Below are 26,245 nucleotides of genomic sequence, written 5' to 3'. Positions count from 1 at the left end.
GCCTCTCCCATGTCAACCATGCTCGAAGTGTCCGGCCTCAGTCACCGCTACGGCACGGGCGCGAAGGCGCACACCGCGGTGAACGACCTTTCGTTCACCGTCGAGGCCGGGCAGCTGGCCAGCATCGTCGGCCCGTCGGGCTGCGGGAAGTCGACGCTGCTGCGCTGCGTCGCCGGCCTGACCCCGCCGACCGAGGGCTCGGTGAGCCTGCACGGCGACCGCGTCTCGGGCGTGCCGGACGACCTCGCCGTCGTGTTCCAGGACTACAGCCGGTCGCTGTTCCCGTGGCTTTCGGTGCAGAAGAACGTCGAGTTCCCGCTGCGCTGGCGGCCGATCTCCCGCGCCGAACGGCGCTCGCGGGCGGCCGAGGCGCTGGAGCAGGTCGGGTTGTCCGCGGTGGGCGGGAAGTTCCCGTGGCAACTGTCGGGCGGTATGCAGCAGCGGGTGTCGATCGCCCGCGCGCTGGCCAGCCGGCCGTCGCTGCTGCTGATGGACGAGCCGTTCGCCTCGGTCGACGCGCAGACCCGCTTCGAGCTCGAAGACCTGACCCGGCGGGTGCAGCGCGAGCAGGGCACCACGATCCTCGTCGTCACGCACGACATCGACGAGAGCGTCTACCTGTCCGACCGGGTGCTGGTGCTGTCGAAGTCGCCGGCGTCGATCGTGGCGGACCTCAAGGTGGGCCTGCCGGCCGAGCGCAACCAGATCACCACGCGCGAATCGGTGGAGTTCGTGACGCTGCGCGGCGAAGTGGCGCGGCTGCTGCAAGGCGGCACCCCGGCGGATGCGGCCGCGGCCGCGTCGGACGCCGCCGAATGGGAGCTGGCCGAGCGGGCCAAGAACGTGACGAGGTCGACGACCAGGAGCTGACGACCGCAGGGGGGATCATGGCCGCGGCCAGGGCGGTACTGGCTGGCCGAGGACGGCGGGTACTTCCGGCGCGAAGGCCTCGACGTCTCGACGACCGAGGCCGCGACCGGGCAGGCGTCGCTGACGAAGCTGCTCAGCGGCGAAGCCGACATCGCGTACTCGAGCTACACGCCGTTCTTCGTGGCGCGGAGCAAGGGAACCGCGGACATCCGGCTGATCGCGGACGCGTCGTCGGCCGGGCCGCGGTCCACGGGCGTGGTCGCGCTGCCGTCGTCCGGGATCCGCTCGGTGGCCGACCTGGCGGGCAAGCGGATCGGCATTTCGGCGCCCAACACGATCGCGGACACGCTGACGAAGTCGGTGCTGGCCGACAACCACGTCGACGCGTCGGGCATCAAGTGGGTCCCGCTGCCGCTGCCGAACACGGCGGCGGCGCTGAAGAACGGCGACATCGACGCGGGCTTCCTGACCGAGCCGTTCATCACGCAGGCTTCGCGCACGGCCGGCGCGGAGCTGGTCGCCGACACCGGCACGGGGTCCACAGTGGACTTCCCAACGGCGGGCTACGGCACGCTGGGTTCGTTCACGTCATCATCACCCAAGACGGCGGCGGCCTTCCAGCGCGCGATGGCGGCGGCGACGCGGGACGCGTCCGCGGACCGCAAGAAGATCGAGCCGCTGATGGTGAAGTACGCGAAGATCGACGCGGACACGGCCGCCCGCACCGGGTTGCTGACGTTTCAGTCCACTGTGGACGCCCGTCGGCTGCAGCGGGTGCCGGACCTGCTGCTGAAGACGGGCGTCCTCGCGAAACCGGTGGACGTCTCGGCGATGGTGGTGCGGTAGCTAGCGGTCGGCGGAGTCAGGGAAGACGACGTGGTGGTCGGTGTGCCGGTCGAACAGCCGCCACTGCTCGACGTTGCGCCCCGCGCACGCCGGGAAGACCTCGATCACGACATGTCCGGAAAGCCGCACCGACAGCGTCCCGACCGGTCCCAGGGCCGCCGCGTCGACGAGGCATTCGTGCTCCGTGACCATCCGGGTCAGCTGCCGGGCCTGGCGGTCGTACTTCGTCCGGTACTCGTCGAACGCCGTCTCCGCGTCGCCGGTGTCCCGGTAGCGCATGTCGACCGAGCCGAACAGGAGCTGTTCGCGGTGCGTCACGCGGAACGGGCACTGCGCGTGGAGGCGCTTTTCGACGTCCTCGCCGTGGAAGCCGACGATGGCGATGTCGAGGGTCCGGGAGAACTCGGTGACCCGGCATCCCGCCAGCCGGGCCACCGCCGCTTCCAGCTCTTCGGTTGTCGACAAGTCAGTAGATCGTCCGGTCCGACGCCGCCACCCGGATGTGCACCAGCGTCGGGCGCTTCTCGCCCAGCGCCGCCGTCAGCCCCGGGACCAGGCCCGACGGCTCGGTGATCGTCACGGCCTGGCAGCCCATGCTCGCCGCCAGTGCCGCGAAGTCGATGCCACCCAGCTGGGTGCCCGGGATCTTCTCGCCGCCGATCGCGTCGCCGAGGATGCGGACGGCCGCGTACTCGCTGTTGTCCAGGATCAGGATCGTCACCGGGACGTCTTGGCGTGCGGCCGTCCACAGTGCCTGGATGCCGTACATGCTGGAGCCGTCGCCGATGACGCCGATGACCTTGCGGTCCGGGGCACCGAGCGCCGCGCCGACGGTGCCCGGGACGCCGTAACCGAGGGCACCGCTGGCGATCGTCAGGAAGCCGGTGTCGGTCTGGGTGATCGGCAGGTGGTCGTGCAGGAATCCGCGGTGGCTGGGTGCCTCTTCGACGACGATCGCGTTGTCCGGCAACAGATCCGCGAGTGTCGAGTAGACGAACTCGGCGGTGAGCTTGTCGCCGCTGGGCTTCGCCGGGCGCTGGAGCGGGGCCGGCGCGGGCCGCGAGCTCTGGTCGACGACGTTCAGCAGGGCGCGGACGCCGAGCTTCGGCGTCGCCCGGATACCCGTGCCCTCGAAGGCGCGCGCGAGGATCTGCTCGTCGTCGCTGAGGATGAACAGCGGCGGCATCTGCGCGTCGTCGCGTCCGCGGTCGACGTGGTAGGTGAAAGCCGGCGCCCCGAGCACCACGACGAGGTCGTGCTGCGCGAGCCGGTCCGAGACCGCGCCGCGTTCGGGGTCCAGGAAACCCTGGAACAGCGGGTGATCCTCGGGGAACGAGCACCGGAACGACATCGGCGCGACCCAGACAGCCGCGTTGAGACGTTCGGCCAGCGCGACGGTCTCCACGACGGCACCGTCCTGATCGACAGCTCCCCCGACGACGATCGCGGGCCGCTCGCTCTTTTCCAGGGCGGCGACGAGCTCGTCGATCGCCTCCGGGTCCGGCGCAAAACCACGGATCCGGGGCCGGGAGATGACGGGCCGTTCGGTGGTGACGGTCCAGTCGTCGGCCGGCACCGACACGAAGACCGGCCCGGACGGCGCCTGCGTCGCCACGTGGTAGGCCCGGGAAAGCGCGGCCGGGACGTCCTCGGCGGTCGCGGGCTCGATGGACCACTTGACGTACGGCTTGGGGAACTCGGGCGCGTCCGTGGCACCGAGGAAGGGATCGTGCGGCAGGAGAGCCCGGTTCTGCTGCCCGGCGACGACGATCAGCGGCGTCCGGTTGCGGTAGGCGGTGAAGAGACTGCCCAGCCCGTGCCCGACACCGCCCGCGGAGTGCAGGTTGACGAGCACGGCCCGGCGCGTGGCCTGGGCGTAGGCGTCGGCCATCGCCACCACGGCGGACTCCTGCAGGCCGAGGACGTAGTCGAAGTCGTCCGGCCAGTCGGTGAGGAACGGGACCTCGGTGGTGCCGGGGTTGCCGAACACCGTGGTGAGGCCGAGTTCGCGGAGGAGTTCGCGGGTGGCGTCCAGCACCGTGCGCTTGTTCATGCCCACAGACTAATGCTTAGTCTTGCGAAGGAAAGCCCCCAAGCGGCCGGACGCCGGGGCCGTCGCACGGATGCGACAGCCCCGGCCCCCTGCGAACTCAGCCGATCAGGCCCGACAAGCCGCTCCCCTTGAACGAACCCCAGCCCGTCACCTGGTCATACCCGGTGCCCGCGGTGAAGCCCGTCGTCCCGTGCAGGGTGTTGTTGCCGGTCGTCACGTCGTGGAAGCCCGTGCCGTACGACGACCCGTTGCCGATCGAGTAGAACTTCGGGTTCAGGTTGCCCAGCCCACCGCCGTGGACCTGGTTCTGCAGCGTCGCGAACGCCGCCCACAGCGGGGCCGCGCCCGACGTGCCCCACACCGTCTCCCACGAACCCGCCGTGTAGATGTAGTAGCCCGAGCCGCTCGCCGCGTCGGCCGAGACGTCCGGGACCTTGCGGTAGGTCGTGCTCTGCGAGGACTGCCACGACGGCGCCGTGAACACCGTCGAGATGCCGCCACCCGTCGAACCGTTGGACGCGCCGTCGTTCCACGCCTTCTCGCTGCTGTACGCGTTCGAGGAGGTCACGGTCAGCTGCGTGCCGCCGACGCCCGTCACGTTCGGGCTCGACGCCGGGAAGTCCACGGCCTTCGCCGTCGACCCCGTCTGGCGGTAGCAGTCGGTCGTGCCGTCGTCGCCCGCGGCCGCGAAGTACGAGATGCCCTCCGCGGTGCCCGTCGCGATCGCGTTGCTGACGCTCTTCGCCGCGCTCGACCCCTCCGCGGATTCACAGGCGCCCCAAGAGATCGAGACGACGTTCACCGTGTGGTCCGACGCGATCTTCTGGTACATCGCCAGTTCGCCGGCGCTGGTGTTCGGCGCCTCGTACACGTAGTCGTTCGCCGCGGCCGCCAGCGCGTGCACGACCTCGATGTCGAGCTCGACCTCGATCTGGCCGTCGCCCGGCGCCGAGTCGTAGTTCGCGCCGCTGACCGGGACCGTGGTCACCGAGCCCGCCGAAAGGCCGTACGTGCTGTCGTACTTGGTGACGTTGGACTTCTGGTAGCCGTCGAACTCGACGAAGCCGACCTTCACGCCGCTGCCGGTCGCCGAGAGACCGCTGGTGCCGTACGCGGTCTTGAGCACCGGCGGGGTGACCGCCTTGACGACGTTCGGCTTCGCGGCGGCGGTGGTGTGCGTCCGCAGGGCGTGGTCGTCGAGGCCGACGACGTTGCCCACGACGGCCGAGACGTCCGCCGGCACGGTCGGGGCGGCGTCGTTGGCGAAGAAGTCCCGGCCGGACACCTGGTCGTGGTAGGTGCCGATCCGGGTGTGGAACGCCGATTCGAGCTGGGCCGCCGAGCCGGTGAACGTGACGGCCTGACGGTTGCCGGAAACCTCGATCCCGGTGGCGCCAGCCTTCTCGAGGAATGAGACGGCCTTGCCGACCTCGGCCTGGGTCGGGCCGAACTCGGCATTGAACTGCGCCGGGGTCAGAAAGTGGTGGTATTGCGGCGAGGCCGGGTTCTGCACGTCGGCGAGGAACTTTTCCAGCGCCTGCTGGTTGTGCAGTTTCAGCGACAGCGCCGCGGTGATCCGCTGCCCGCCCGCGACGTCACCGGTGCGAGCGCTGCTGACGAGTGGAGCGGCGTTGTCGGCCAGGGTGACCAGGGGTTCCGTCGCGGCGGCGGCAGGAACGACCACGGCGAGGCCGAGCAACGCCGGCAGCGGCACGGCGGCCGCGACGAGCTTGCGCAAGCGCATGGGGGATTTCCTCTCGGCGGTGGGGACCGGGCCTGCGCGGAATGCTCGCCGCAGGTTGCCGAGAAGCATAAGAAACCGCTGTCGCGCCGAGGAACCTACTTTTGGCTGCCCTTTCGCGGTTCCCCTTTTCAGTTTCCGGGCGGTTTACCTTTCCATGGCCATTCGATTATCGTCCGGAATGCCCGAGATCGCCGAGACGGTCGACGATCTCCCTTGCGTCCGCATTGCCGGAAAACCGGCGGGCCGCCGCCGACAGCGAGCGCAGCCGCTGCCGCGTCCGCGGCGACCGCAGGGCGCCCGCCAGCTCGATCGCCTCCTCGCCGACGGCGGTGGCGACGTCGAGGTCGCCGTCCAGCGCGTGCACGGTGGCGAGCCAGATCAAGGTCAGCGAGCGGCTGCGCGTCATGCCGGTGCCGTACCCGGCGATCGCGTCGGTGAGCGCGGGGATGCCGTCCCGGCCGTGCCGGATGTCGACCACCTGGGCCAGCTCGCCGTGCACCGTGCCGACCATCGCCGCCATGTCGGTGGCCCCGAAGAACGAGTCCCACGGCGACGGCTCGCGCCCCTCGGCTTCCGCGAACTCCTCGCGGGCGCGGCGGAGGTAGGTCAGCGCCTCGGCGACGTCGGCCTTCTTGGCGTGCGCCCACGCCTGGTTGGCCGACAGGATCGCCTGCGCGAGCTTGGAGTGCGCCTGCAGCGCGGCCTCCCGGCCCCGCGCGAACTCCTCGAGCGCCGCGTCGACGGCGCCGTAGTGCAGGTGCAGCCGTCCGATGCGGTACCGGATGTTGGCCTGGAGATCGTCGTTCTCGGCCTGGATGGCGAGCTCCAGCGCCCGCCGGAACGCGGCCAGCGCGGCGGCCGGGCGGTCCTGGTCGAAGTTCGTCCAGCCGGCCAGGTTGTACAGGTCGGCGACGGCGGTGCAGAGCCGCGCCAGGACGACGGTCTTGGTCACGCCCTCCAGCAGCGCGACGGCCGCGGGCAGCCGCGACTCGACGGCCCTCCGGCAGGCGCCGCCGCCGTAGCGGTAGTCCAGGCCCCTGAGTTCGGCGACGACGTCCTCGAGCCGCCGCACGTCGGCGAGACCCACGCGTGCGCCACGCTGGTCGTCCCGCCCTCCACTGCCCTCCATGGCAGCCCTCCGTCCGTAGAGAGCTGCCGGGCAGCTCCCGTTCATTCCCCTCCAGGCCAGGCCGGAGCCCGCTCCTTCGAGGGACTGGCGCCGGGCAGTACCCCGGCGGCGGTCAGCACCACGCCCGTGGCGGTTTCCGCGATCTTGACGGCGGCCAGCAGGCCGGTGAGGGCGAGCGAGCCGCCGAGCCCCAGCTTCGCGAACTCGTCTTCGGAGGTTTCGGTTCCGCGTTGCCGCGGTATCGCGCCGGTCACGATTCGGCCTTTCGGCTGGTTCCGGTCACAATCGGGCGATAGCCGCGGGGAATCAGCCGCTCCCACGCGACAGAAATCCACCGGATCGCCATGGTCTTGGTTTCCTGTTGTCCTCGCATCGAGCTCGTCTCGAACTGAATACGCGCGCTCACGGCGCCGCCTCCCGCACTGCAGAACGATTCATGAAGATCGATCGGATCGCGAAATGCGGGACAACCGTAGCCAGCCGGTCGACCCGAAATCAGCCGCCAACCAGGTAAGAACCCCGAGGTTCGCGTGCAGCCGCACGCGCAGACCCGCCCCGGCCGGTGCACGCGCCGAGTGCAATTTCATCGGGAAGATTCAACGGCAGAATACTGGTATGACCGGCAGGCGAATCACGTAATTGACCGCCTACCGGCTGCGGATTTCCAATCTTGCGCCGTGTGAACTGTACGACTTCCGCGGTTCTTCAGGATTTGACGAGGTCCACCCAGGTGCGCACCGATTCGGCGTCCACAGAGGACTGCCAGCCACCGGGGCGGACCGCGCTTCCGACATGGAACCCCCGCACGCCACCCGCGCGCAAGAGGTGCACCTGCTGCGCGCGCAGGCCGCCGCCGACGAGCAGCTCCGGCCCGCTGTCGCGCTGCGCGAGCCGCTGCAGCACGGAGAGCCCACTGGCTACGCCGTTCGGGTGCCCGGCCGCGAGCACGGTGTCACACCCGAGCGCGGCCAGCTGGTCGTACGCGCGCAGCGGATCCCGCGTGCGGTCGATGGCGCGGTGGAACGTCCACGGCAGGCCGTCGACCTCCTTGATCAGCGCTTCGCAGGCGTCCACGTCGATCTCGCTGTCGATGTTCAGGAACCCGAAGACGAACTCGCGCGCGCCCGCGTCGATCAGCCGGGCGGTGTCCGCGCGCAGCCCCTCGAGGTCGCCGACGGCGAAGGAACCGTTGTCCCGCAGCATGACCCGCACCGGGAGGTCGGTCGCCGAGAGCACGTCACGCAGCGTTTCCAGCGTCGGCGTCAGGCCGTCCTGCGCCATGTCCGTCACCAGTTCGAGGCGGTCGGCCCCGCCCGCCTGCGCGCCTTCGGCGTCCGCCGCGTCCAGCGCGATCACTTCCAGCAGGGGCGTCTTCGAGCTCATGCCTCATCCGTTTCACTGGTTCCGGGTGTCGTCTCCCCTCGCGTGCCGCCCTCGCCGGAAGCCGCCTTGAAGGCTCGTCATCCGCTCGCGTACCGCTTCCGGGGAAAGAGAGAGTATCGGCCGCTGCTCCGGCACCGCTCCCGGGCTCGCCGCCGAATCGGCGGCCTGCAGGAACGGCCAGGTGTCTTCGGCGCCGTCCTCCTGCTCCAGCTCGGCCGGGGTCGGCCACTCGTAGGCGGGCTCGATCGCGGCCGGCGGCGCGACGGGCGCGAACTGCGGTTCGGTGTCCTCGTCGTCCGGGTTCGGCTCGCGCACCGGCGGCGGCGGGGGTGGTGGCGGCGGAGGGGGCGGGGCCGCGGCCAGCGCGTGCCGCGGCGGGAGCGCGGCGGGCCGGGGCTCCTGGGCCACCGGAAGCGGTTCGGCGGGCGGCCGTGGCACCTCGGGCGCCGCCGCCGCGGGCGCCGCCGCCGCGGGGGCCGCCGACGCGTCGAACCAGCGCGACAGGACGTCGCGGTAGGCCGGCATCCGCTCGGTCGGGGCGTCGAGGTCCAGGTGCGAGTCGTCGTCCGTGGTCGGCCACTCCGGGCCGTGGTCGCGGGCCACCACCGGGGCCCGGCGCGGCGGGCCCGCCTCGATCGACGGCGGCGTCAGCTCTTCCGGCTCCGGCTCGGGCTCGGGTTCCGGCGGTGTGAGCGGGGCCAGCGGCGCCAGCAGCTCCGGCTCGGGGGCCACGGCCGGTTCGGCAGGCGGCGGCGGTCCCGGCATCGGCGGCAGCTCGACGATCAGGGCGGTCGGCACCAGCACGGTCGCGATCAGCCCGCCGTCCTGGCCCGAGCTCAGCCGGACGTCGATGCGGTGGCGCGTGGCCAGCGTCGCGACCACGAACAGGCCCATCCGGCGGGACACCTCGACGTCGACGTCCGGCGGGTGCGCGAGCCGCGCGTTGGTGCGGTCGATCTCGGCCTGCGGCATGCCGGCGCCGTGGTCGATGATTTCGATCTGCCAGTCGCCGTCGTGGGTTTCGGCGCTCGCGACGGTGACCGTCGTCTTGAGGGAGTAGCGCGTCGCGTTCTCCAGCAGCTCCGAGACGACGTGCACGAGGTCGTTGACGGCCTCCCCGCGCACGGCCACCTGCGGCGCCGGGCCGAGCTCGATGCGCTGGTAGTGCTCGACCTCCGAGAGCGCGGCGCCGATGATCTCGTCGGCCGAGACGGCACCGGCGTCCTCGCGCGTCGAGTCCTGGCCGGACAGGACCAGCAGGTTCTCGCTGTTGCGCCGCATCCGCGTCGCGAGGTGGTCGAGTTCGAAGAGCCCGGCGAGGGTGTCCGGGTCCTGCTCGTCGGCCTCCATCCGGTCGAGCACCGACAGCTGCCGCTCGACGAGGTCCTGGCTGCGCTGCGAGAGGTTGACGAACATCGCGTTGACGTTCTCGCGCAGCATCGCCTGCTCGCCGGCCAGCCGGACGGCTTCGCCGTGCACCGCGTCGAACGCGCGCGCCACCTGGCCGAGCTCTTCGCGCGTGAACACCGGGACCGGCGCGACGGCGAGCCGCTTCCGCAGGTTCTCCGGCGCGGGCTCGGGATCGGTGAGCAGGTTCTGCACGGCTGCGGGCAGCCGGTGCTCGGCGACCTCGAGTGCGGTCCGGCGCAGGATCCGCAAGGGGCGCAACAGGGACCGCGCGATGACGACCGACAGCACCCCGGCGACGAGCAGGACGCCGAGCACGACGCCGCCGTCCCAGATCGCCGCCGTGCGCGCCTGCGCCGCCAGGGCGTCCGTGCGTTCCTGCAACTGGACCAGCAGTGCTTGCTGCACCTGGTGGGCGAGGTTCACCGTGTGCGTCGCCGAGACGTCCCACTGGTTCGCGTCGAGGCCGTTGAGGTTCTGGCCGTTCTCGGTGCGGGTGAGCGCGGACTCGACCATGTCGTTGCCGATGTCGACGACCAGGCCGATCACCGTGTCGTCGAACATCCGCTGCTGCTCGGGCGTCGCGAAGGTGCGGTAGTCGTTGCGCGCGGCGGCGAGCTCGGCTTCGGCGCCGAGCAGCGCGCGCGTGCGGTCGCGGTTGAGGCTGCCCGCCGCGAGCGCCTCGCCCAGCACCGCGCGCTTGACCGACATCTGGTCCTTGATCCGGGCCAGCGCGTTGCCGGCCAGGCGCAGCCGCGCGAGCTCCGGGTCCGCGACGTCGGCGGCGGCCGAGTCGCTGATGTCGAGCAGGCCGGAGATCAGCTCGCTGTAGGAGCGCAGCACGGCGTCGGCGGGGAACGCCGAATGCTCCGCGGAGAACCGGAGGCCGCCGAGGACGCGCAGCCTGTCATCGGTCTGTTGCAGGCTTTCCGCCGCCTTGGCGTCGAGCCGGGGTTTACTGTCGGCGAGGGTCCGTTCGAACGTGCCGATCGCCTGGTCGACGCGTTTGCGCTGACCGGCGAGGTCGGCGGTGTCGCCCTTGCGGTCCTGGGCGACGAACCGGACGGTGAGGTCGCGCTCGCGCTGCAGCTCGTGCAGTGCTTCGGCGACCGTGCTGTCGACGCGGCCGCGGGTGGCGAACTCCGCGAGCTGCCGGGCGTCGCGCAGGTCCGAACTGATCCGCAGGCCGACGAGGGCGATCACCGCGAGCGCGGGGATGAGGAGGACGGCGAAGAGCTTCGTGCCGAGACGCCAGTTCCGGAGCCGCCACCGGCCACCGGCCGGACGTGGATCCGCCGCGTCGCCCTTGGGGGGACGCTGATCGCGACGGGTCACCTGGTTTCCTTTTCCGCCGCGGGCGGGAACCCGCGGATCCGACGACACTCGAACCTACTGAACGGTAGCCCGCTCCATGGAGATCCGAAAGCCGCGCTGGCGCGATACGGCCCTGCCCGCGATCGTATGGGGCGCGGACCATACGATCCAGCACGAGAACCAGATTCTCGCGGTAGGTGAAGGTTCATGATCAGACGCGGACGGATGATTCCGCTGGTGGCGGCGCTTCTGGCGACCGCCGGGTGCAGCGTGTTCTCTTCCGGCGCGACCTCCACCCCGCCGCCGCTGGAACGCAGCACCCTGCGCGTGGGTGTGGGCAACGCCATCGACACGGCCCCGCTGCGGATCGCCGTCGCGGCCGGGAAGTTCGGCGCCGTGGGGCTGAACGTGCAGCTCGTGGAGCTCGGCGGCGAAGACGGGCTGGCCAAGCTGGCCGCCGGCGACCTCGACGTCACCTTCGGGTCCGACATCGCGCTGTTCCGCGCCGCGGCCGGCGGGACGGCCCTGCAGCTGCAGGGCGAGGCCTACACGTCCGGCCCCAACACGATGGCGCTGGTCACGCTGCCCGGCTCCGACTACACCGTGCCGACGTCGAAGAAGTCGCCCGAGATCGCGGTGAACATGCTCGACGACATCGGCGCGCTGGCCGCGCGCTCGGTACTCGGCACCGCGGGTGTCGATGTGGCGAAGATCAAGTTCAAGCAGGTGGCGTTCGACGCGATGCCGCAGTCCCTGCAGTCGGGCGACGTCGACGCGGCGCTGATGATCGAGCCGTACATCACCCGCGCCGAGAAGGACCTCGGCGCCCACATCCTCGCCGACGGCGCCCGCGGCGCGACGCTCGACTTCCCGCTGTCGGCGTACGCCTCGGCCAAGCCGTTCGCCCAGGCCAACCCGCGGACCCTGGCGGCGTTCCGCACGGCGCTGGGCACGGCCCAGCAGAGCGCGACCGACCCGGCGATCATCCGCGACTCGCTGCCGAAGTTCTCGGACATCGACACGACGACGGCGTCGCTGATTTCGCTCGGTTCCTACCCGGCGTCGCTGAACGGGATCCGGCTGCAGCGCGTCGCGGACCTGATGCACAACTCGGGCCAGCTCGCGGACCGCCTCGACGTCCAGGCCCTGCTCCCCGACCAGAACAGTTATTAGCTGTCGCCAAACTTGCACTTGGTCTACTTTTGCACTCAGTCTACTTGAGGAGTGCGTGATGACCGACGTCCTGATCGCCGGAGCCGGCCCGACCGGCCTGATGACCGCCGCCGAACTCGCCCTCGCCGGCGTCGAGGTGACCGTCCTCGACCGCCGCGACGGCCCGGGCCTGCCGCAACCTGTCGGCCTCCAGCCCCGCACCGCCGAGCTCCTCGACCTGCGCGGCCTGGACACCAGCCCGGACCTCGACGGCCCCAGCGGCCACTTCGCCGGCCTGCCCGTCCCGCTCGACCACAACGTCTGGCACACCCGCCACCCCCGGGTCCTCAACCGCACCCAGGACGACGTCGAGGCGATGCTGGCCGAGCACGCCGCGAAGCACGGCGCCGTCATCGAGCGCGGCCACGACGTGACCACGGTCGACGTGGACGAAGACGGCGTCACGGTCGACGGGCTCCGGGCGCGCTGGCTCGTGGCCTGCGACGGCGCGCACAGCACCGTCCGGCGGCTGCTCGGGGTGCCGTTCCCCGGCCGCACCGAGACCTATGTCGCGACGCTCGCGCACGTCCGGCTCGCTGCCGCGTCCGAGCTCGTCCCGGCCCGCGCCGCGCACTTCAGCCAGGTGACGCGGCAGGCGAACGGCTACTGGTCGATGCTCACCCCGCTCGGCGACGGCGGCCACCGGTTCGTCTTCGGCTCCACGACGGCCCAGCCGGGCCGCGACGCACCGGTGTCGGACACCGAAGTGACCGAAGCGCTGACAGCCCTCTACGGCGCCGAGACGCGCTTAGGCGAGGTGTACGGCGCTTCGCGCTTCAACGACGCGACGCGGCAGCTGGAGCGCTACCGGCACGGCCGGGTCCTGTTCGCCGGCGACGCCGCGCACATCCACCCGCCACTCGGCGGCCAAGGCCTCAACCTCGGCGTCCAGGACGCCGTGAACCTCGGCTGGAAGCTGGCCGCGACGGTCCGCGGCACCGCACCGGACGGCCTGCTCGACACCTACCACGACGAACGCCACCCGGCCGCCGCACGCGTCCTGCGGCACACGGCGGCGCAGCGCGTCTTCACGACGCCGGATCGCGACGAGAACGTCGAGGCGCTGCGCGAGATCGTCGTCGACCTCATGCGGACGCCAGACGGCAACCGCTACTTCAGCGGGCTGTTGTCCGGGCTCGCGCTGGACTACCCGGGCGCGTACCGCGTCCCCGACCTCGGCCTGACGACGGCGGACGGCCCGACGCGGCTTTCCGCGCTGCTGCACGACGGCCGCGGGCTGCTCCTCGACCTCGGCGACCACGCGACGCCGCCCGCCTTCCGCGGCCAGGTCCGCGTCGTCCGCGCGGCCACCGCCGACGACGGGTACCGCGGCCGGCTCCTGCTGATCCGGCCGGACGGCTACGCCGCCGACCCCGCCGGCCTGGCCCGGTGGTTCGGCTAGATGTTCTCGCCCGGCGGTGCCAGGCACACGGTCCGGCGCGGCGGCCCGGGGTAGCTCAGCACCTGGTCGGCGTCCGGGCAGCTCTCGTCGCCGCGGTAGCCGGTGATGACCTCGGCGCGCTCCTTGGCCGTCGGGTCGTTGCAGCTCACCTTGCCGATGGTGGCCTGGTCGTCGACGTTGCGCAGGCACTCGCCGGTGCTGACGTTCAGCGCCAGGCAGAGCGTGCGCTGCGACGACCCGGTCCCGGTGATCTGGAACCGCACGTAGTCGCCGGAACCGCAGCGGAACGACCCGGTGTAGCTGTCGTCCACCTTGTAGGTCGCGCTGTCCGTCCCGCAGCCGACGCGGTGGTAGGCGAGCTTGCCGCCGCTCTCGCGCGTCAGGTACAGGCAGTCGCCGTCACCGGGCGGGCCGGCCCGGTCGATCCAGCGGATGCTCAGCGCGCCCAGCGAACCCAGGGCCAGCGCCAGGATGACGCAGGCGGCGAGGGTGATCTTCACCTTCGTCGTGAACCAGTGCGGGATCTGCTGCTGACCGGGCATCGGCGGCATCGGCGCGGACGACGACGCGTGGTCCGGCGACCGGAACGGGTTGTCGTCGAACGGTGGTGTGGTCAACGTGCCCTCCAGTGATCCCCTCGGCAAATCGTCCCACCGGCGACCCGCGACAGGGGCGGGCCGGAGCGAGCCACGTATAACAGTAGTTGTGACTGATGGCCCGCTGATCGTCCAGTCCGACAAGACCGTGCTCCTGGAGGTCGACCACCCCCAGGCCGGCGACGCGCGCGTCGCGATCGCGCCGTTCGCCGAGCTGGAACGCGCGCCGGAGCACGTCCACACCTACCGGATCACGCCCCTGGCCTTGTGGAACGCGCGCGCCGCGGGCCACGACGCCGAGCAGGTCGTCGACGCGCTGACGACGTACTCGCGCTTCCCCGTGCCGCAGCCGCTGCTGATCGACGTCGTCGACGTGATGGGCCGGTTCGGCCGGCTGCAGATCGCCAACCACCCGGCGCACGGCCTCGTCATGTCGACCACCGACCGCGCGGTGCTGACCGAGGTCTCGCGGAACAAGAAGATCAGCCCGATGCTCGGCGCCCGGATCGACGACGACACGGTCATCGTGCACCCGTCCGAGCGCGGGCGGCTGAAGCAGGCGCTGCTGAAGGTCGGCTGGCCGGCCGAGGACCTCGCCGGGTACGTCGACGGCGAAGCGCACCCGATCGCGCTCGACGAGCAGGACTGGCACCTGCGCGACTACCAGCGGATGGCCGCGGAGGCGTTCTGGGCGGGCGGCTCCGGCGTCGTCGTGCTGCCGTGTGGCGCCGGGAAGACGCTGGTCGGCGCGGCGGCGATGGCGCAGGCGCAGGCCACGACGCTGATCCTGGTGACGAACACCGTCGCCGGGCGGCAGTGGAAGCGCGAGCTGATCGCCCGGACGTCGCTGACCGAGGAGGAGATCGGCGAGTACTCCGGCGAGAAGAAGGAGATCCGGCCGGTCACCATCGCGACCTACCAGGTGATCACGCGCAAGACCAAGGGCGAGTACCGGCACCTGGAGCTGTTCGACTCCCGCGACTGGGGCCTGGTCGTCTACGACGAGGTCCACCTGCTGCCGGCGCCGGTGTTCCGGATGACGGCCGACCTGCAGTCCCGCCGGCGCCTCGGGTTGACCGCGACGCTGGTGCGCGAGGACGGCCGCGAGGGCGACGTGTTCTCGCTGATCGGGCCGAAGCGCTACGACGTGCCGTGGCGCGACATCGAGGCGCAGGGCTGGATCGCACCGGCGGAGTGCACCGAGGTCCGCGTGACGCTGACCGACGCGGAGCGGCTGGAGTACGCCACGGCCGAGGCCGACGAGCGGTACAAGCTGGCGGCGACGGCGCTGACGAAGACCCCGGTGATCAAGTCCATCGTGGAGAAGCACGCCGGCGAGCCGACACTGGTGATCGGCGCGTACCTCGACCAGCTGGAGATGCTCGGCGACGAGCTCGACGCACCGGTGATCCAGGGCGCGACCCGCAACAAGGAGCGCGAAGAGCTGTTCGACAAGTTCCGGCGCGGCGAGATCAAGACGCTGGTGGTGTCGAAGGTCGCGAACTTCTCGATCGACCTGCCCGAGGCGTCGGTGGCGATCCAGATCTCCGGGACGTTCGGCTCACGGCAGGAGGAGGCCCAGCGGCTCGGACGGCTGCTGCGGCCGAAGGGCGACGGCCGTCAGGCGCACTTCTACTCGATCGTCTCGCGCGACACGGTCGACACGGAGTACGCGGCGCACCGGCAGCGGTTCCTCGCGGAGCAGGGGTACGCGTACCACATCGTCGACGCGGACGACCTGCTCCGGCCGCTCTGATCCGCCTGCTCAGCGCGTGATGCGCTGCCAGAACGCGCAGTGGTGCTCGTCGGCCACGGCGGTCGTGTCCGGGTGCGTCGCGTCGGCGGTGAACCGGTGCACGGCGCTGGCCGGCCCGTGCCAGGCGGCCGCCGCGCCGGTGTGCGCGAACGCGCCCCAGGCGTCGACCATCACTGCGGCCAAGGCCTGCTGAGCCGGGGTCAGCCCGTAGACCGAGCCGTCCAGGTGCAGCGGCCGGCGGTGTGCGAGACGCCGGGCTCGAAGCCCGGCGTCGCCGGAACAGCGGTGGCGCGGTCCGGTCGGCGAACCCGTACCCGGTGACGGGGCCGTGCGCGGCGAGCCGGTCGTCGGCGCGCACCTGCGGGCAGACGAACCCGGAATCGGTGGAGACGACCGCCCACGCGGCTTCGGCCGACCCGGCGGCGGCCACCGAACCAACGCCGAGATCTCGAGCCGGCTCTACCTCAGCGAAGGCACCGTCAAGGGCGTCGTGTCCCGGCTGATGACCCACCTCGACTGCACCAACCGCACGCAGCTGGCACTGCTCGCCGCGCGCGGCATCGGCTAAGTCCGGCAGCCGCCGTACTTCCTTCGGCCTAGCGAATCGTCACAGGAGCAACTTCCGCCACAAGCGTCTCGACCCTGTCCCTGACCTGCGGATTTGCAGATTCACTCGAACGGATGAGCGGGCAGATCACTGGAAATTGTCGGACCCTCGAACTACTGTTCGACATGCACCAGCCGAACACAAGTTCGAGGGGACGTCCATGACGATCGCACCGCTCCGCCCCGGTACGCCCGCGCCGCCGGTCCAGACCCTGCCACCGGGATCGTGGCACGGCAGGCTGTGGGTGTCCGACCTGCCGCTGACCCGGCCCGAGCGTTATCTCGGCTGCGTGGCCGAGTTCGAGCGGTCGGGGTTGTGGCCGGTGCTGATCCCCCACGACCAGCGTTTCGCGGCGAACGGCGAGGACTGGATCGACGACCGCGGCCGCCTGGCCCCGGCGGGCCACCGGGTCCCCTCGGCGGACGCGGCGGGGGCATTGGCCCGCTGGTGGGACACCTCCTGCTGCGACGGCGCATGCCTGCGCCCGTTCGGCCCGCGGTTCCCGGGTCTGGCAAAGCGCAGCCCCCGCAGGTCCGACCCACTGGCGGAGGCGGGCAACACGGGCTCGATCCTGTCGGCGCGCGCCCCGCACCGGCTGGGCCTGGTCCAGACCGAGCGGCCGGCGGACATCCCGGCCCTCCTGGGCTGGACTGGCATGATCAAGTGCACGGACCAGGTGGCCGAGCTGTCAGCGGTACTGCGCAGCTGGGAGGACCGCTTCGGCGCAACGCTGGTGGGTCTGGGGTTCGACACGCTGGAGCTATCGGTATCGGCACCCCCGAGGAACCAGGCGAGGGCATTGACGGTGGCGGCGGAGCACCGGGCGTTCAGCTTGCCGACGTTCACGGGCCAGCCGGGGAATCTGCGGGAGTACGCATCGGGGTTGGTGCAGTCGAGGCTGTGGCGGTTCTCCTGGGCGTGAGCACGGAGCGGCCGGACCCCGGGCCCGCGGGCGCGAGGAGCAGAGAGCCGGAGCCGGCGGCGAGAGCTATCCACCTCCAGACGACAACCCTCCGCCCGGCGCAAAGCCAGGCAACAACCCACAAAAGAGCTGGGTGGTCATCCCGTCGCCTGAGGCCAGAAAATCACTTCGAGCCAGGCCCGCAACCCACGAACCAAGGCGAGAAAGAAGCAAAACCTTGCGGGCCTGGCTCGAAGTGATAGGCCTCAACCAGGCGACGGGATGACCACCCAGCGACCCAAACGCAAAGGCGAGATGAAAGCAAAACCCGAGACCATCCCCGAGCCTGCCCGTCCGGCGAGGACAGTCTTTCCACCCATGGCAGCCCTCTCCAGCAACCCGCCGCCCGGCACAGACCGGAACTCACCAGCCTCACAGGCCACCCGATGAGCAAACACTTCAAAGGCCCCATCAGACGACCGTCCACAAACCTGGGTCACCTGTCCCACCCGACAGCCCACCTGTCCGAACGCCACCCAAACAACCACGTTTGGCCACCCCGCCGAACGGGAACCACCCACCGCGGAAAGGCGGTGAGAACGATCGCCGAAATCCGGATAGGCACATCAGGGTGGCGCTACCCACCATGGCGCGGAGACTTCTACCCACCCGAACTAGCCCAGCGCCGAGAGCTCGAATACCTCTCCAGACGGATGAACACCGTCGAGATCAACGGCTCGTTCTACTCACTACAACGCCCAGAGCGATACCGAGCCTGGTTCGACGAGACTCCCTCCGGCTTCCTCTTCGCGGTAAAGGGCGGCCGCTTCATCACGCACATGAAGCAACTCCGAGACGTCGAAACGGCACTGGCGAACTTCTACGCATCCGGCGTCCTGGCCCTAGGCGCAAAACTGGGCCCGTTCCTCTGGCAGCTCCCACCAAGGCTGACGTTCGACCCCGACCGCCTCGCGAACTTCTTCACCCTCCTGCCCCGCACCACGACCGACGCGGCCGAGCTCGCCAAGAAGCACGACGACAAACTGAAAGGACCTCCCCACCTCGAAGCCGGACCGCGAAGACCACTCCGCCACGCGCTCGAAGTCCGCCACCCCAGCTTCACCGAACCCGCGGCGAAGGAACTACTCCGAAGAAACGGGATCGCCCTGGTCGTCGCCGACACCGCGGGCAAGTGGCCGTTCCTCGAAGACCAGACCGCGGACTTCGCCTACGTCCGCCTCCACGGCGACGAAGAGCTGTACGTCAGCGGCTACTCGGACCGGGCCCTGCGCGAGTGGGCCGAGAAGATCCGGGCCTGGCACGACGGCGGCAAGCGTGACGTCCACGTCTACTTCGACAACGACGTCAAGGTCGAGGCACCGCGCAACGCCGAGACCCTCGCCGGACTGCTCGGTATCTCCCCACCGAACGAGACAGTGAGTGGACAGTGAGCGCCATCGGCTTGAGTGGACCCGCGGGCCGGACCGGCTTGCGTGCTGTCGCTGGGGGTCAGCACGCGGGCGGTCCGCCACGCGCACCCCGTCAGCTCCCGGCCCCCACCAAGGCCGCCAGCTTCGCGCGCACGTCGTCCGCGTCCGGGTGGCCGAGCTCCGTCAGCAGCCGCACCGACCGGACCCAGCACTCGCGGGCCACCGCCCGGTCCCCGTGGCGCAGGTGGATCGTGCCCAGCTGAGCCAGCACATCCGCCGCCTCGTACTGCTCGCCCATCTCGAAGAACATCGCGACCGAGTCGCGGATGCACGCGATCCCCTCGTCGACCCGGCCCAGCCCCACCAGCGCCAGCCCGCGCGTGTGCTGCGTGAACCGCGTGTCCACCGGCTCGCCGTCCGGGCCGAGCACCGCCAGCGCCGCGTCGGCCAGCCGCAACGCCTGGTCGTGGTCGCCCATCGACGTGCAGATGTCGCCCAGCGCCCGCAGCACACTCGCCTCGAACGCCCCCAGCCCCAGCTCGCGGACGATCTCCAGCGCCTGCATGCCGTGTTCGTACGCCCAGGCGTAGTCGTCGAGGTTGTGCGCCGCCATCGCGAGGTTGTACTGCGCCCGCGCCTCGCCCTCCCGCGCGCCGAGCTCGCGCTGGATCGCCAGCACCTGCTCCAGGAACCGCCGCGACTCGTCGTACTGCCGCGCGACGCCGTTGACGACGCCGAGCCCGCTGAGGATGCCCGCCTCGCCCGGACGATGACCGCTCGCCCGCGCGGCTTCGAGCGCCACCGCGAACACCGAGCGCCACTCGTCGAGCCGCGAGCGCGTCACGAAGTAACTCTGCAGCAGCCAAGCCAGCTTCCAGCAGACGTCGTCACGCCGGCGCCGCGCCAGGTGGACCGCCGCGATCAGGTTGCCGGCTTCCTCGCCGAACCAGGCCAAAGCCTCGTGGTACGAAGCGAACGCCAGGCCGCCGTCGAGGTCGTCGAGGTCCAGCAGCCGGTAGTAGCGCTCCGGCCGCATCCACCGTGACGCGCTCAGCGCCGACGCCAGGTACCAGTCCAGCAGCCGATCCAAAGCCTCGTCGCGCTGCGAAGCCGAGTCGACCTGCGAAGCGACTTCGCCGGCGTACGCGCGGATGAGGTCGTGGAACTGGTAGCGACCCGGCCGCGGCTGGGCGAGCAGGTGCGCGGCGGCCAGGGTTTCCAGCATGGGCCGCGTCGTCGTGACGTCCAGCCCGGCGACCGCGGCCGCCGCCGGCGCGGTGAAGTCGACGCCGGTGGTCAGCCCGAGCAGCCGCAGCAACCGCGCCGTCTCCGGCTCCAGCGCCTGGTAGGAGTAGGAGAACACCGAGCGGATGTTCGTGCCTTCGCCGTCGGCGAGGTCGAACGAGCCGAGCAGGTCGGCCTCGAGCGAGTCGACGAACTCGTCGAGCGCCAGGTCGGGGAACTGCGCCGCCCGCACGGCCAGGATCCGGATCGCCAGCGGCAGCCCGCCGCAGTGGCGCACGAACCGCTCGGTCGCGCCGGGATCGCGCGCCACCCGGTCGAGGCCGATCGCCGACGCGAGCAGCTCGACGGCGTCCTCTTCGCCGAGCTCCTCCAGCGCGATCCGCCGCGCGCCGTGCGTCGCGACCAGCGCGCGCAGCTGCCAGCGACTCGTGATCACGACCAGGCAGCCCGGCCCGGGCAGCAGCGGGCGCACCTGCTCGGTGCGGTTGGCGTTGTCGAGCACGACCAGCAGCCGCCGCCCCGCGCTGTGCGTCCGCCAGCTCGCCGCGCGGCCGTCGAGGTCGTCCGGGATCGCGTCGCACGGCACGCCGAGCGCGGTCAGCATCGCCTCCAGCGCCGCCGACGGCTCGACCGGCTCGCCGGGCCCGTAGCCGCGCAGGTCGAGGTAGACCTGCCCGCCGGGGAACCGGTCGGCGATCTCGTGCGCGAAGTGCACGGCCAGGGTCGTCTTCCCGATGCCGCCCATGCCCTCGACGGACGCGATCGGCGTCGACGTCCCGGCGTCGATCGCCTCCGGCAGCAGCGCGTGCAACGCCTTGAGGTCGCTCTCGCGCCCGGAGAAGGCCCGCAGGTCGGCGGGCAACTGGTGCGGCACCTGCGGCTCGACGCCAAGCCGGTAGCGCGCCAGCCGGGAAGGATCTTCATCGTCCGCGCCGGTGAGGATCGCCTGGCGCGTGCGCTGCAGCGACGGTCCCGGGTCGAGCCCGAGCTCCTCGGCGAGCACGTCGCTGATCCGGCGGTGGACGTCGAGCGCGTCGGCTTGGCGCCCCGACCGGTAGAGCGCGACCATCAGCTGCTCGTGCAGGCGCTCCCGCAGCGGGTTTTCCCTGGTCAGCCGAGTCAGTTCGGGGACGATGGTGCCGTACTCGCCGACGTCGAGCAGGGCGTCGGCCCACTGCTCGCGCACGCGCAGCCGTTCTTCGGCCAGCTGACCGGCCTCGTCGCGGTGCAGGGCGTCCGACTCGACGTTCAGCAGCGCCGGGCCGCGCCACTGCCCGAGCGCGTCGGCGAAGTGCGCGGCCGCCCGGCGGCTTTCGCCGCGGTCCATCGCGGCCTTGCCCCGGGTGGCGAGGGCGCGAAACCGGGAGAGGTCCAGCAGGTCGTCCTCGACCTCGATCAGGTAGCCGCCGCTCTCGGTGCGGATCGCGACCTGGTCGCCGAGGGCGCGGCGCAGGCGCAGCACGTACGTCTGGAGCGCGCCCTTGGAGCGGCGGCGGTCGTCGTCCCAGAGCCAGCGGCCGAGCTCGTCGACCGGCACGACCCGGTTCGCGCGCAGCAAAAGCCCGGCCAGGACGATCAACGGCCGGCTGCCCCCGAGCGGTACCGGGAGGCCGTCTGCCGTGACCTCGGCCGGACCCAGCACGCGGAAGTCGAGGACCACGGAGTCATTCTGGCCGGAAACGCGCTGTTCGGCACCCGTTCGCCGAAGTCGGGAGTGGCATGATCGGCGACGATGAAGGTCTACGCGATCCCCCTGCGCAACCGGTTCCGCGGCATCACGGTCCGGGAGGGCGTCCTGCTGCCCGGCCCGGCGGGCTGGGGCGAGTTCTGCCCGTTCGCCGACTATTCGGACGCCGAAAGCGTTCCCTGGCTGCACGCGGCGCTGGAAGCGAGCGAGACGGGCTGGCCGACGCCGGTGCGCGACCGGGTCGAGGTGAACACGACGGTGCCGGTCGTCGCCCCGGAGAAGGCGTACGAACTGGTCCGCGCGTCCGGCTGCCGGACGGCGAAGGTGAAGGTGGCGGACCCGCGCTCGACGGTGGCGGAAGACTGCGAGCGGGTGGCGGCGGTCCGCGACGCGCTCGGCCCGTCCGGCGCGGTGCGCATCGACGCGAACATGGCGTGGGACGTCGACACGGCGATCCGCGCGATCACCGACCTCGACAAGGCGGCGGGTGGTCTGGAGTACGCGGAGCAGCCGTGCCCGACGATCGAGGACCTGGCGGCGGTCCGCCGCCGGGTGCCGGTCCGCATCGCGGCGGACGAGTCGATCCGCCGGGCCGAGGACCCGCTGAAGGTGGCGGTCGCGGGAGCGGCGGACATCGCGGTGCTGAAGGTGGCGCCGCTCGGTGGGGTGCGCCGGGCCCTGGAGGTGGCGGAGGCGTGCGGGCTGCCGTGCGTGGTGTCGTCGGCGGTGGAGACGAGCGTCGGCCTGGCGGCCGGACTGGCGTTGGCGGGCGCGCTGCCGGAGCTGGAATTCGCGTGTGGACTGGGGACGATTTCGTTGCTGGAAGGCGACGTCTGCGCGTCACCACTGTCCCCTGTGGACGGATATCTGCCGGTGCCACGCCAGGCCCCGGAACCGACCGACGCGTACTTGGCGGCACCCGAGGTCGAGGCGGCGTGGAAGGCCCGGCTCGAGCGGGTGCGCGGCTTGTCGTGAGTGTGAAACAGGGTTCTAACCCTGTTTCACACTCACGACCTCACGCCGCCTGCCAGGCCGAGTCGTAGGCCCGCACGAGCCACTGGTCGGCCCAGGCCCGATCCGGCTGCTCCGGCAGCGGCGACGCACCCCGCACCAGCCGGTCGAGCCGATCTTCCAGCTCGGCGGCGGCCGCGATGGCCTCGTCCTGGGTGTGCTTCCCGCGCCGCAGGTCACGCAGCCAGGTCAGCCAGGGTTCGGCGATCGGCAGCGTCATCCGGCCGGTCTCGAGCAGCTCGACGCCCTGCACGCCCAGGCGCACCATGTGCATGGCGTACTTGGTGTCGAAGCCGTACTTCTCGATCAGCTCCGGCCGGTTGACCTTGATCGCGCCGTCGAGCATCCGCTGCCGCTGGGTCCGCAGATAGCCCGCGAACCGCAGCCCGGCCTGCCGCGACACGACCTTCGCGGCGTTCGCGCGCAGTTCGTGACCCAGCTCGGTGATCCGCACGATCTCGTTGCCAGGAACGAAAAGCGGCAGCAGGATCGTGGGGTTCCCGGTGAGGGCCAGGCTCATCCACTTGCGCAGCGAGTAGACGATGAGGTCCAGATCGCCGGGCCCGGACCGGACGCCTTCGGGCTGGGTGCGGAAGATGTACTGCTCGAACCGCCGAAGCCCGCTGACGTACTCGGCCGGCTCCACGCACAGCCCCATTTCGTCGCGGTCATCTTGACCATCGACGGCGGTACCGTGCAGTCCGGACCCGACCTGGCAGCGCAGGATCGTGCCCCGCTCGGCGATCGCTGCGAATTCGGGCGTGTCGTGCTTCATGGTCCGAAGTTGTACCGGGAGCCTGCCACTGCGGGCACATGGTTTTCCCCGAGGGCAAGTTCAGGGTCGGCTCCGGGCCGTTCCCGATGTTCCCAGGGGCTCCCGGTAGCCACCATTGAGCCATGACGAACAGCGTGTACACCCCGGAAACCACCAAGAAGCTCCGCCGCAGCACCACCGACAAGATGCTCACCGGCGTCTGCGGTGGCTGGGCCACCTACCTCGGCATCGACGCCAGCGTCCTCCGCATCGGCATGGTCGCCGCCGTTTTCCTTTCCGTCGGCATCGCGATCCCGGTCTACGTCGCCGCCGCCATTCTGACTCCGGAAGAGGGCTCCTGACCCGGGCGGGCGCCGGCTCGCAGGGGGAGCCGACGCCCGCCGGATGACCGGGGTGTGCCGCGGGCGTCGGGGGACGCCGCGAGCGCCGGTCCTTCGGGGGAACCGGCGCGTGAACGGCCCGGACGCCAAGGGGACGTCCGGGCCGTTCGGCCGAGCACGGTAGGCCGAGCGGCCCAAAAGGGCACCGCGAACCCCGGACGAGGGGTTAGGGTTCGCGGTCGTGGATCAAGGGAGCAGAACGGCGGCGAAGATCGTCGTCGGGATCTTGGGTGGGCTCTACCTGATCGCCGGGCTGGGGCTGACCGCCCTCTCCGCCCTCGTCGTGCTCGGCTTCGACGACACCGGTGGCGTCAGCGCCACCAGGACCGTGCTGTACGCCGCCGCCGCACTCGCGATCTGGGTCCTGCTCACCGGCATCGGCGCCATCGTCGTCGCGCTGGAAGTCGAAGAAGCGATCACCGCCTGGCTCGGGGGCCTCGGCGTGCTCGCGCTCGGTGTCGTCATCCTCGGCGCCTACGCCGTGTGGTTCTTCACCCGCCCATAAAGAAAGCCCGGCCCGCCGAAGCGGACCGGGCTTTCCCTGCGTGGATCAGAAGTCCATGCCACCCATGCCACCGGACGGGTCGGCGGGAGCGGCCGAAGCCTTCTCCGGCTTGTCCGCCACGACGGCCTCGGTGGTCAGGAACAGCGCCGCGATCGACGCGGCGTTCTGCAGCGCGGACCGGGTGACCTTCGTCGGGTCCGGCACGCCGGCGGCGAGCAGGTCCTCGTAGACACCCGTGGCGGCGTTCAGGCCGTGACCCTGCGGCAGGCCCTTGACCTTCTCCACCACGACGCCACCCTCGAGGCCGGCGTTGATCGCGATCTGCTTGAGCGGCGCCTCGACGGCCACCTTGACGATGTTGGCACCAGTGGCCTCGTCGCCCTCGAGCTTCAGACCCGCGAACGCAGCCTCGGCAGCCTGGATGAGAGCGACGCCACCACCGGCGACGATGCCCTCTTCAACAGCGGCCTTGGCGTTGCGCACCGCGTCCTCGATGCGGTGCTTGCGCTCCTTGAGCTCGACCTCGGTCGCGGCACCGGCCTTGATGACGGCCACGCCGCCGGCCAGCTTCGCGAGCCGCTCCTGCAGCTTCTCACGGTCGTAGTCCGAGTCCGAGTTGTCGATCTCGGCGCGGATCTGGTTGACGCGACCCTGGATCTGGTCGGCGTCGCCCGCACCCTCGACGATGGTCGTCTCGTCCTTGGTGATGACGGCCTTGCGGGCCTTGCCCAGCAGGGACAGGTCCGCGTTCTCCAGCTTGAGGCCGACGTCCTCGGAGATGACCTGGCCACCGGTCAGGATCGCGATGTCCTGCAGGATCGCCTTGCGGCGGTCACCGAAGCCCGGGGCCTTGACGGCGACGGACTTGAAGGTGCCGCGCATCTTGTTGACGATGAGGGTGGCCAGGGCCTCGCCCTCGACGTCCTCGGCGATGATCAGCAGCGGCTTGCCGGACTGGATGACCTTCTCCAGCAGCGGCAGGACGTCCTTGACGGTGGAGATCTTGGAACCGAAGAGGAGGATGTAGGGGTCCTCCAGCTCGGCTTCCTGACGCTCCGGGTCGGTGACGAAGTAACCCGAGATGTAGCCCTTGTCGAAGCGCATGCCCTCGGTGAGCTCGAGCTCGAGACCGAAGGTGTTGCTCTCCTCGACGGTGACGACGCCTTCCTTGCCGACCTTGTCCAGCGCCTCGGCGATCAGCTCGCCGATGGTGCGGTCAGCGGCCGAGATCGAGGCGGTAGCAGCGATCTGCTCCTTGGTCTCGATCTGGACGGCGGCCTTGTGCAGCTGCTCGGTGATGGCCTCGACGGCCGCCTCGATGCCGCGCTTCAGGCTGATGGGGTCGGCGCCGGCGGCGACGTTGCGGAGGCCTTCCTTGACGAGGGCCTGCGCGAGCACGGTGGCGGTGGTGGTGCCGTCACCCGCGACGTCGTCGGTCTTCTTGGCGACCTCCTTGACGAGCTCGGCCCCGATCTTCTCCCACGGGTCCTCGAGCTCGATCTCCTTGGCGATGGAGACACCGTCGTTGGTGATGGTCGGCGCGCCCCACTTCTTCTCGAGCACGACGTTCCGGCCCCGCGGGCCGAGGGTCACCTTGACTGCTTCGGCGAGGATGTTCAAGCCGCGCTCAAGACCGCGGCGGGCGTCCTCGTCGAACGCGATCAGTTTGGCCATTGCGGTGTGGTCCTCCGGTATTGGGCGCCGCCGCCGCGCTGTGTTGCTTTGCAGCGGCGGCAGCAGGACTCTTTCCTCGGCCAGGCTCGGTGCCCGCGACGGACGACTGATCCGGGTGGGGTCAGCCTCACCGTCCCGACCTCAAGCACGCGGCCGGTGGCCGCGCACCTGGCACTCAACGGCGTCGAGTGCCAAGTCCGTGTTTAGCACTCTGCGGGGGAGAGTGCAAGAAGGCCAGCTCAGCGCGACACGATCACGCGCGCCCGCGAAGCCATGAACGACTCGTTCAGGGCGCCGGACGTCAGGGCCCCGGCGAAG

General features: G+C 70.9%; 21 protein-coding genes and 1 pseudogene. 11 read left to right on the top strand and 11 right to left on the bottom strand.

Annotated features, from left to right (window positions below; genetic code table 11):
• The first annotated feature begins 9 nt into the window (after window positions 1–9).
• Together QQ657_RS50685 and QQ657_RS50680 are read left to right on the top strand one after the other, a co-directional pair.
• Complete coding sequence (locus QQ657_RS50685) at window positions 10–870, top strand: ABC transporter ATP-binding protein (RefSeq protein ID WP_284749634.1); 861 nt, start codon at window positions 10–12, stop codon at window positions 868–870.
• 42 nt (window positions 871–912) lie between these two features.
• Window positions 913–1,716, top strand: a complete 804-nt coding sequence (locus QQ657_RS50680) for an ABC transporter substrate-binding protein (protein WP_284749639.1) — start codon at window positions 913–915, stop codon at window positions 1,714–1,716.
• On the opposite strand, the gene QQ657_RS50675 is transcribed toward QQ657_RS50680, so the two are convergent.
• The 6 genes and pseudogenes from QQ657_RS50675 to QQ657_RS50645 all read right to left on the bottom strand — a co-directional run bounded on the left by QQ657_RS50675 (window position 1,717) and on the right by QQ657_RS50645 (window position 10,767).
• Window positions 1,717–2,181, bottom strand: coding sequence for a hypothetical protein (locus QQ657_RS50675; protein ID WP_284749633.1), 465 nt, complete (start codon window positions 2,179–2,181; stop codon window positions 1,717–1,719).
• Between the two features lies 1 nt (window position 2,182).
• Window positions 2,183–3,769, bottom strand: coding sequence for a benzoylformate decarboxylase (gene mdlC / locus QQ657_RS50670; RefSeq protein WP_284749632.1), 1,587 nt, complete (start codon window positions 3,767–3,769; stop codon window positions 2,183–2,185).
• A gap of 97 nt (window positions 3,770–3,866) precedes the next feature.
• Window positions 3,867–5,513: a S53 family peptidase gene (locus QQ657_RS50665; RefSeq protein ID WP_284749631.1), complete on the bottom strand. Its 1,647-nt coding sequence runs from the start codon at window positions 5,511–5,513 to the stop codon at window positions 3,867–3,869.
• Window positions 5,514–5,679: 166 nt separating this feature from the next.
• Window positions 5,680–6,807 (bottom strand): annotated as a pseudogene (locus tag QQ657_RS50660) (tetratricopeptide repeat protein); the annotation flags it as partial.
• Between the two features lie 540 nt (window positions 6,808–7,347).
• Complete coding sequence (locus QQ657_RS50650) at window positions 7,348–8,025, bottom strand: copper homeostasis protein CutC (protein WP_284749628.1); 678 nt, start codon at window positions 8,023–8,025, stop codon at window positions 7,348–7,350.
• Window positions 8,026–8,037: 12 nt separating this feature from the next.
• Entirely contained in the window at window positions 8,038–10,767 is a 2,730-nt protein-coding gene (locus QQ657_RS50645) for a sensor histidine kinase (RefSeq protein WP_284749627.1), read from the bottom strand.
• Between the two features lie 186 nt (window positions 10,768–10,953).
• Between QQ657_RS50645 and QQ657_RS50640 the strand changes: the two genes are divergently transcribed.
• Both QQ657_RS50640 and QQ657_RS50635 read left to right on the top strand, forming a co-directional pair.
• Window positions 10,954–11,919 carry an ABC transporter substrate-binding protein gene (locus QQ657_RS50640; RefSeq protein ID WP_284749626.1) on the top strand — a complete coding sequence of 322 codons (966 nt, stop codon included), beginning with the start codon at window positions 10,954–10,956 and terminating at the stop codon, window positions 11,917–11,919.
• A gap of 58 nt (window positions 11,920–11,977) precedes the next feature.
• Window positions 11,978–13,360, top strand: a complete 1,383-nt coding sequence (locus QQ657_RS50635) for an FAD-dependent oxidoreductase (RefSeq protein ID WP_284749625.1) — start codon at window positions 11,978–11,980, stop codon at window positions 13,358–13,360.
• On the opposite strand, the gene QQ657_RS50630 is transcribed toward QQ657_RS50635, so the two are convergent.
• A complete protein-coding gene (locus QQ657_RS50630; RefSeq protein ID WP_284749624.1) occupies window positions 13,357–13,977 on the bottom strand; it encodes an LppU/SCO3897 family protein in 621 nt (206 codons plus the stop codon). The two genes, QQ657_RS50635 and QQ657_RS50630, sit on opposite strands and share 4 nt — an antisense overlap.
• A gap of 88 nt (window positions 13,978–14,065) precedes the next feature.
• On the opposite strand from QQ657_RS50630, the gene QQ657_RS50625 reads away from it, so the two are divergent.
• Window positions 14,066–15,712, top strand: a complete 1,647-nt coding sequence (locus QQ657_RS50625) for a DNA repair helicase XPB (protein WP_284749623.1) — start codon at window positions 14,066–14,068, stop codon at window positions 15,710–15,712.
• 9 nt (window positions 15,713–15,721) lie between these two features.
• Here the strand turns inward: QQ657_RS50625 and QQ657_RS50620 are convergent, their stop codons facing one another.
• A complete protein-coding gene (locus QQ657_RS50620) occupies window positions 15,722–15,895 on the bottom strand; it encodes a hypothetical protein (RefSeq protein ID WP_284749622.1) in 174 nt (57 codons plus the stop codon).
• Window positions 15,896–16,040: 145 nt separating this feature from the next.
• Between QQ657_RS50620 and QQ657_RS50615 the strand changes: the two genes are divergently transcribed.
• From QQ657_RS50615 to QQ657_RS50605, 3 genes are all read left to right on the top strand, one after another.
• On the top strand, window positions 16,041–16,280 hold the full coding sequence (locus QQ657_RS50615) for a helix-turn-helix domain-containing protein (RefSeq protein WP_284749621.1): 240 nt from the start codon (window positions 16,041–16,043) through the stop codon (window positions 16,278–16,280).
• A gap of 199 nt (window positions 16,281–16,479) precedes the next feature.
• Window positions 16,480–17,241: a DUF4253 domain-containing protein gene (locus QQ657_RS50610; RefSeq protein WP_284749620.1), complete on the top strand. Its 762-nt coding sequence runs from the start codon at window positions 16,480–16,482 to the stop codon at window positions 17,239–17,241.
• A gap of 572 nt (window positions 17,242–17,813) precedes the next feature.
• Complete coding sequence (locus tag QQ657_RS50605) at window positions 17,814–18,671, top strand: DUF72 domain-containing protein (protein ID WP_284749619.1); 858 nt, start codon at window positions 17,814–17,816, stop codon at window positions 18,669–18,671.
• Window positions 18,672–18,762: 91 nt separating this feature from the next.
• On the opposite strand, the gene QQ657_RS50600 is transcribed toward QQ657_RS50605, so the two are convergent.
• Window positions 18,763–21,555, bottom strand: a complete 2,793-nt coding sequence (locus tag QQ657_RS50600; RefSeq protein ID WP_284749618.1) for an AfsR/SARP family transcriptional regulator — start codon at window positions 21,553–21,555, stop codon at window positions 18,763–18,765.
• A gap of 72 nt (window positions 21,556–21,627) precedes the next feature.
• Here QQ657_RS50600 and QQ657_RS50595 point away from each other — a divergent pair, with 72 nt between their 5' ends.
• Window positions 21,628–22,557, top strand: a complete 930-nt coding sequence (locus tag QQ657_RS50595) for an o-succinylbenzoate synthase (protein WP_284749617.1) — start codon at window positions 21,628–21,630, stop codon at window positions 22,555–22,557.
• Between the two features lie 40 nt (window positions 22,558–22,597).
• On the opposite strand, the gene QQ657_RS50590 is transcribed toward QQ657_RS50595, so the two are convergent.
• Window positions 22,598–23,368 (bottom strand): nucleotidyltransferase domain-containing protein, encoded by a 771-nt coding sequence (locus tag QQ657_RS50590; protein ID WP_284749616.1) that lies wholly within the window; start codon window positions 23,366–23,368, stop codon window positions 22,598–22,600.
• A 122-nt stretch (window positions 23,369–23,490) separates the two neighbouring features.
• Here QQ657_RS50590 and QQ657_RS50585 point away from each other — a divergent pair, with 122 nt between their 5' ends.
• Together QQ657_RS50585 and QQ657_RS50580 are read left to right on the top strand one after the other, a co-directional pair.
• Complete coding sequence (locus QQ657_RS50585) at window positions 23,491–23,709, top strand: PspC domain-containing protein (RefSeq protein WP_284749615.1); 219 nt, start codon at window positions 23,491–23,493, stop codon at window positions 23,707–23,709.
• A gap of 220 nt (window positions 23,710–23,929) precedes the next feature.
• Window positions 23,930–24,253: a hypothetical protein gene (locus QQ657_RS50580; protein WP_284749614.1), complete on the top strand. Its 324-nt coding sequence runs from the start codon at window positions 23,930–23,932 to the stop codon at window positions 24,251–24,253.
• Between the two features lie 45 nt (window positions 24,254–24,298).
• On the opposite strand, the gene groL is transcribed toward QQ657_RS50580, so the two are convergent.
• Window positions 24,299–25,927 (bottom strand): chaperonin GroEL, encoded by a 1,629-nt coding sequence (groL, locus tag QQ657_RS50575; protein WP_155540626.1) that lies wholly within the window; start codon window positions 25,925–25,927, stop codon window positions 24,299–24,301.
• Between the last annotated feature and the right edge of the window lie 318 nt (window positions 25,928–26,245).

The organism is Amycolatopsis ponsaeliensis (assembly GCF_030182635.1).
GTDB lineage: Bacteria > Actinomycetota > Actinomycetes > Mycobacteriales > Pseudonocardiaceae > Amycolatopsis > Amycolatopsis ponsaeliensis.
The sequence above is the reverse complement of the archived record's forward strand: the minus strand, read 5'-3'. Positions and strand labels throughout refer to the sequence as shown.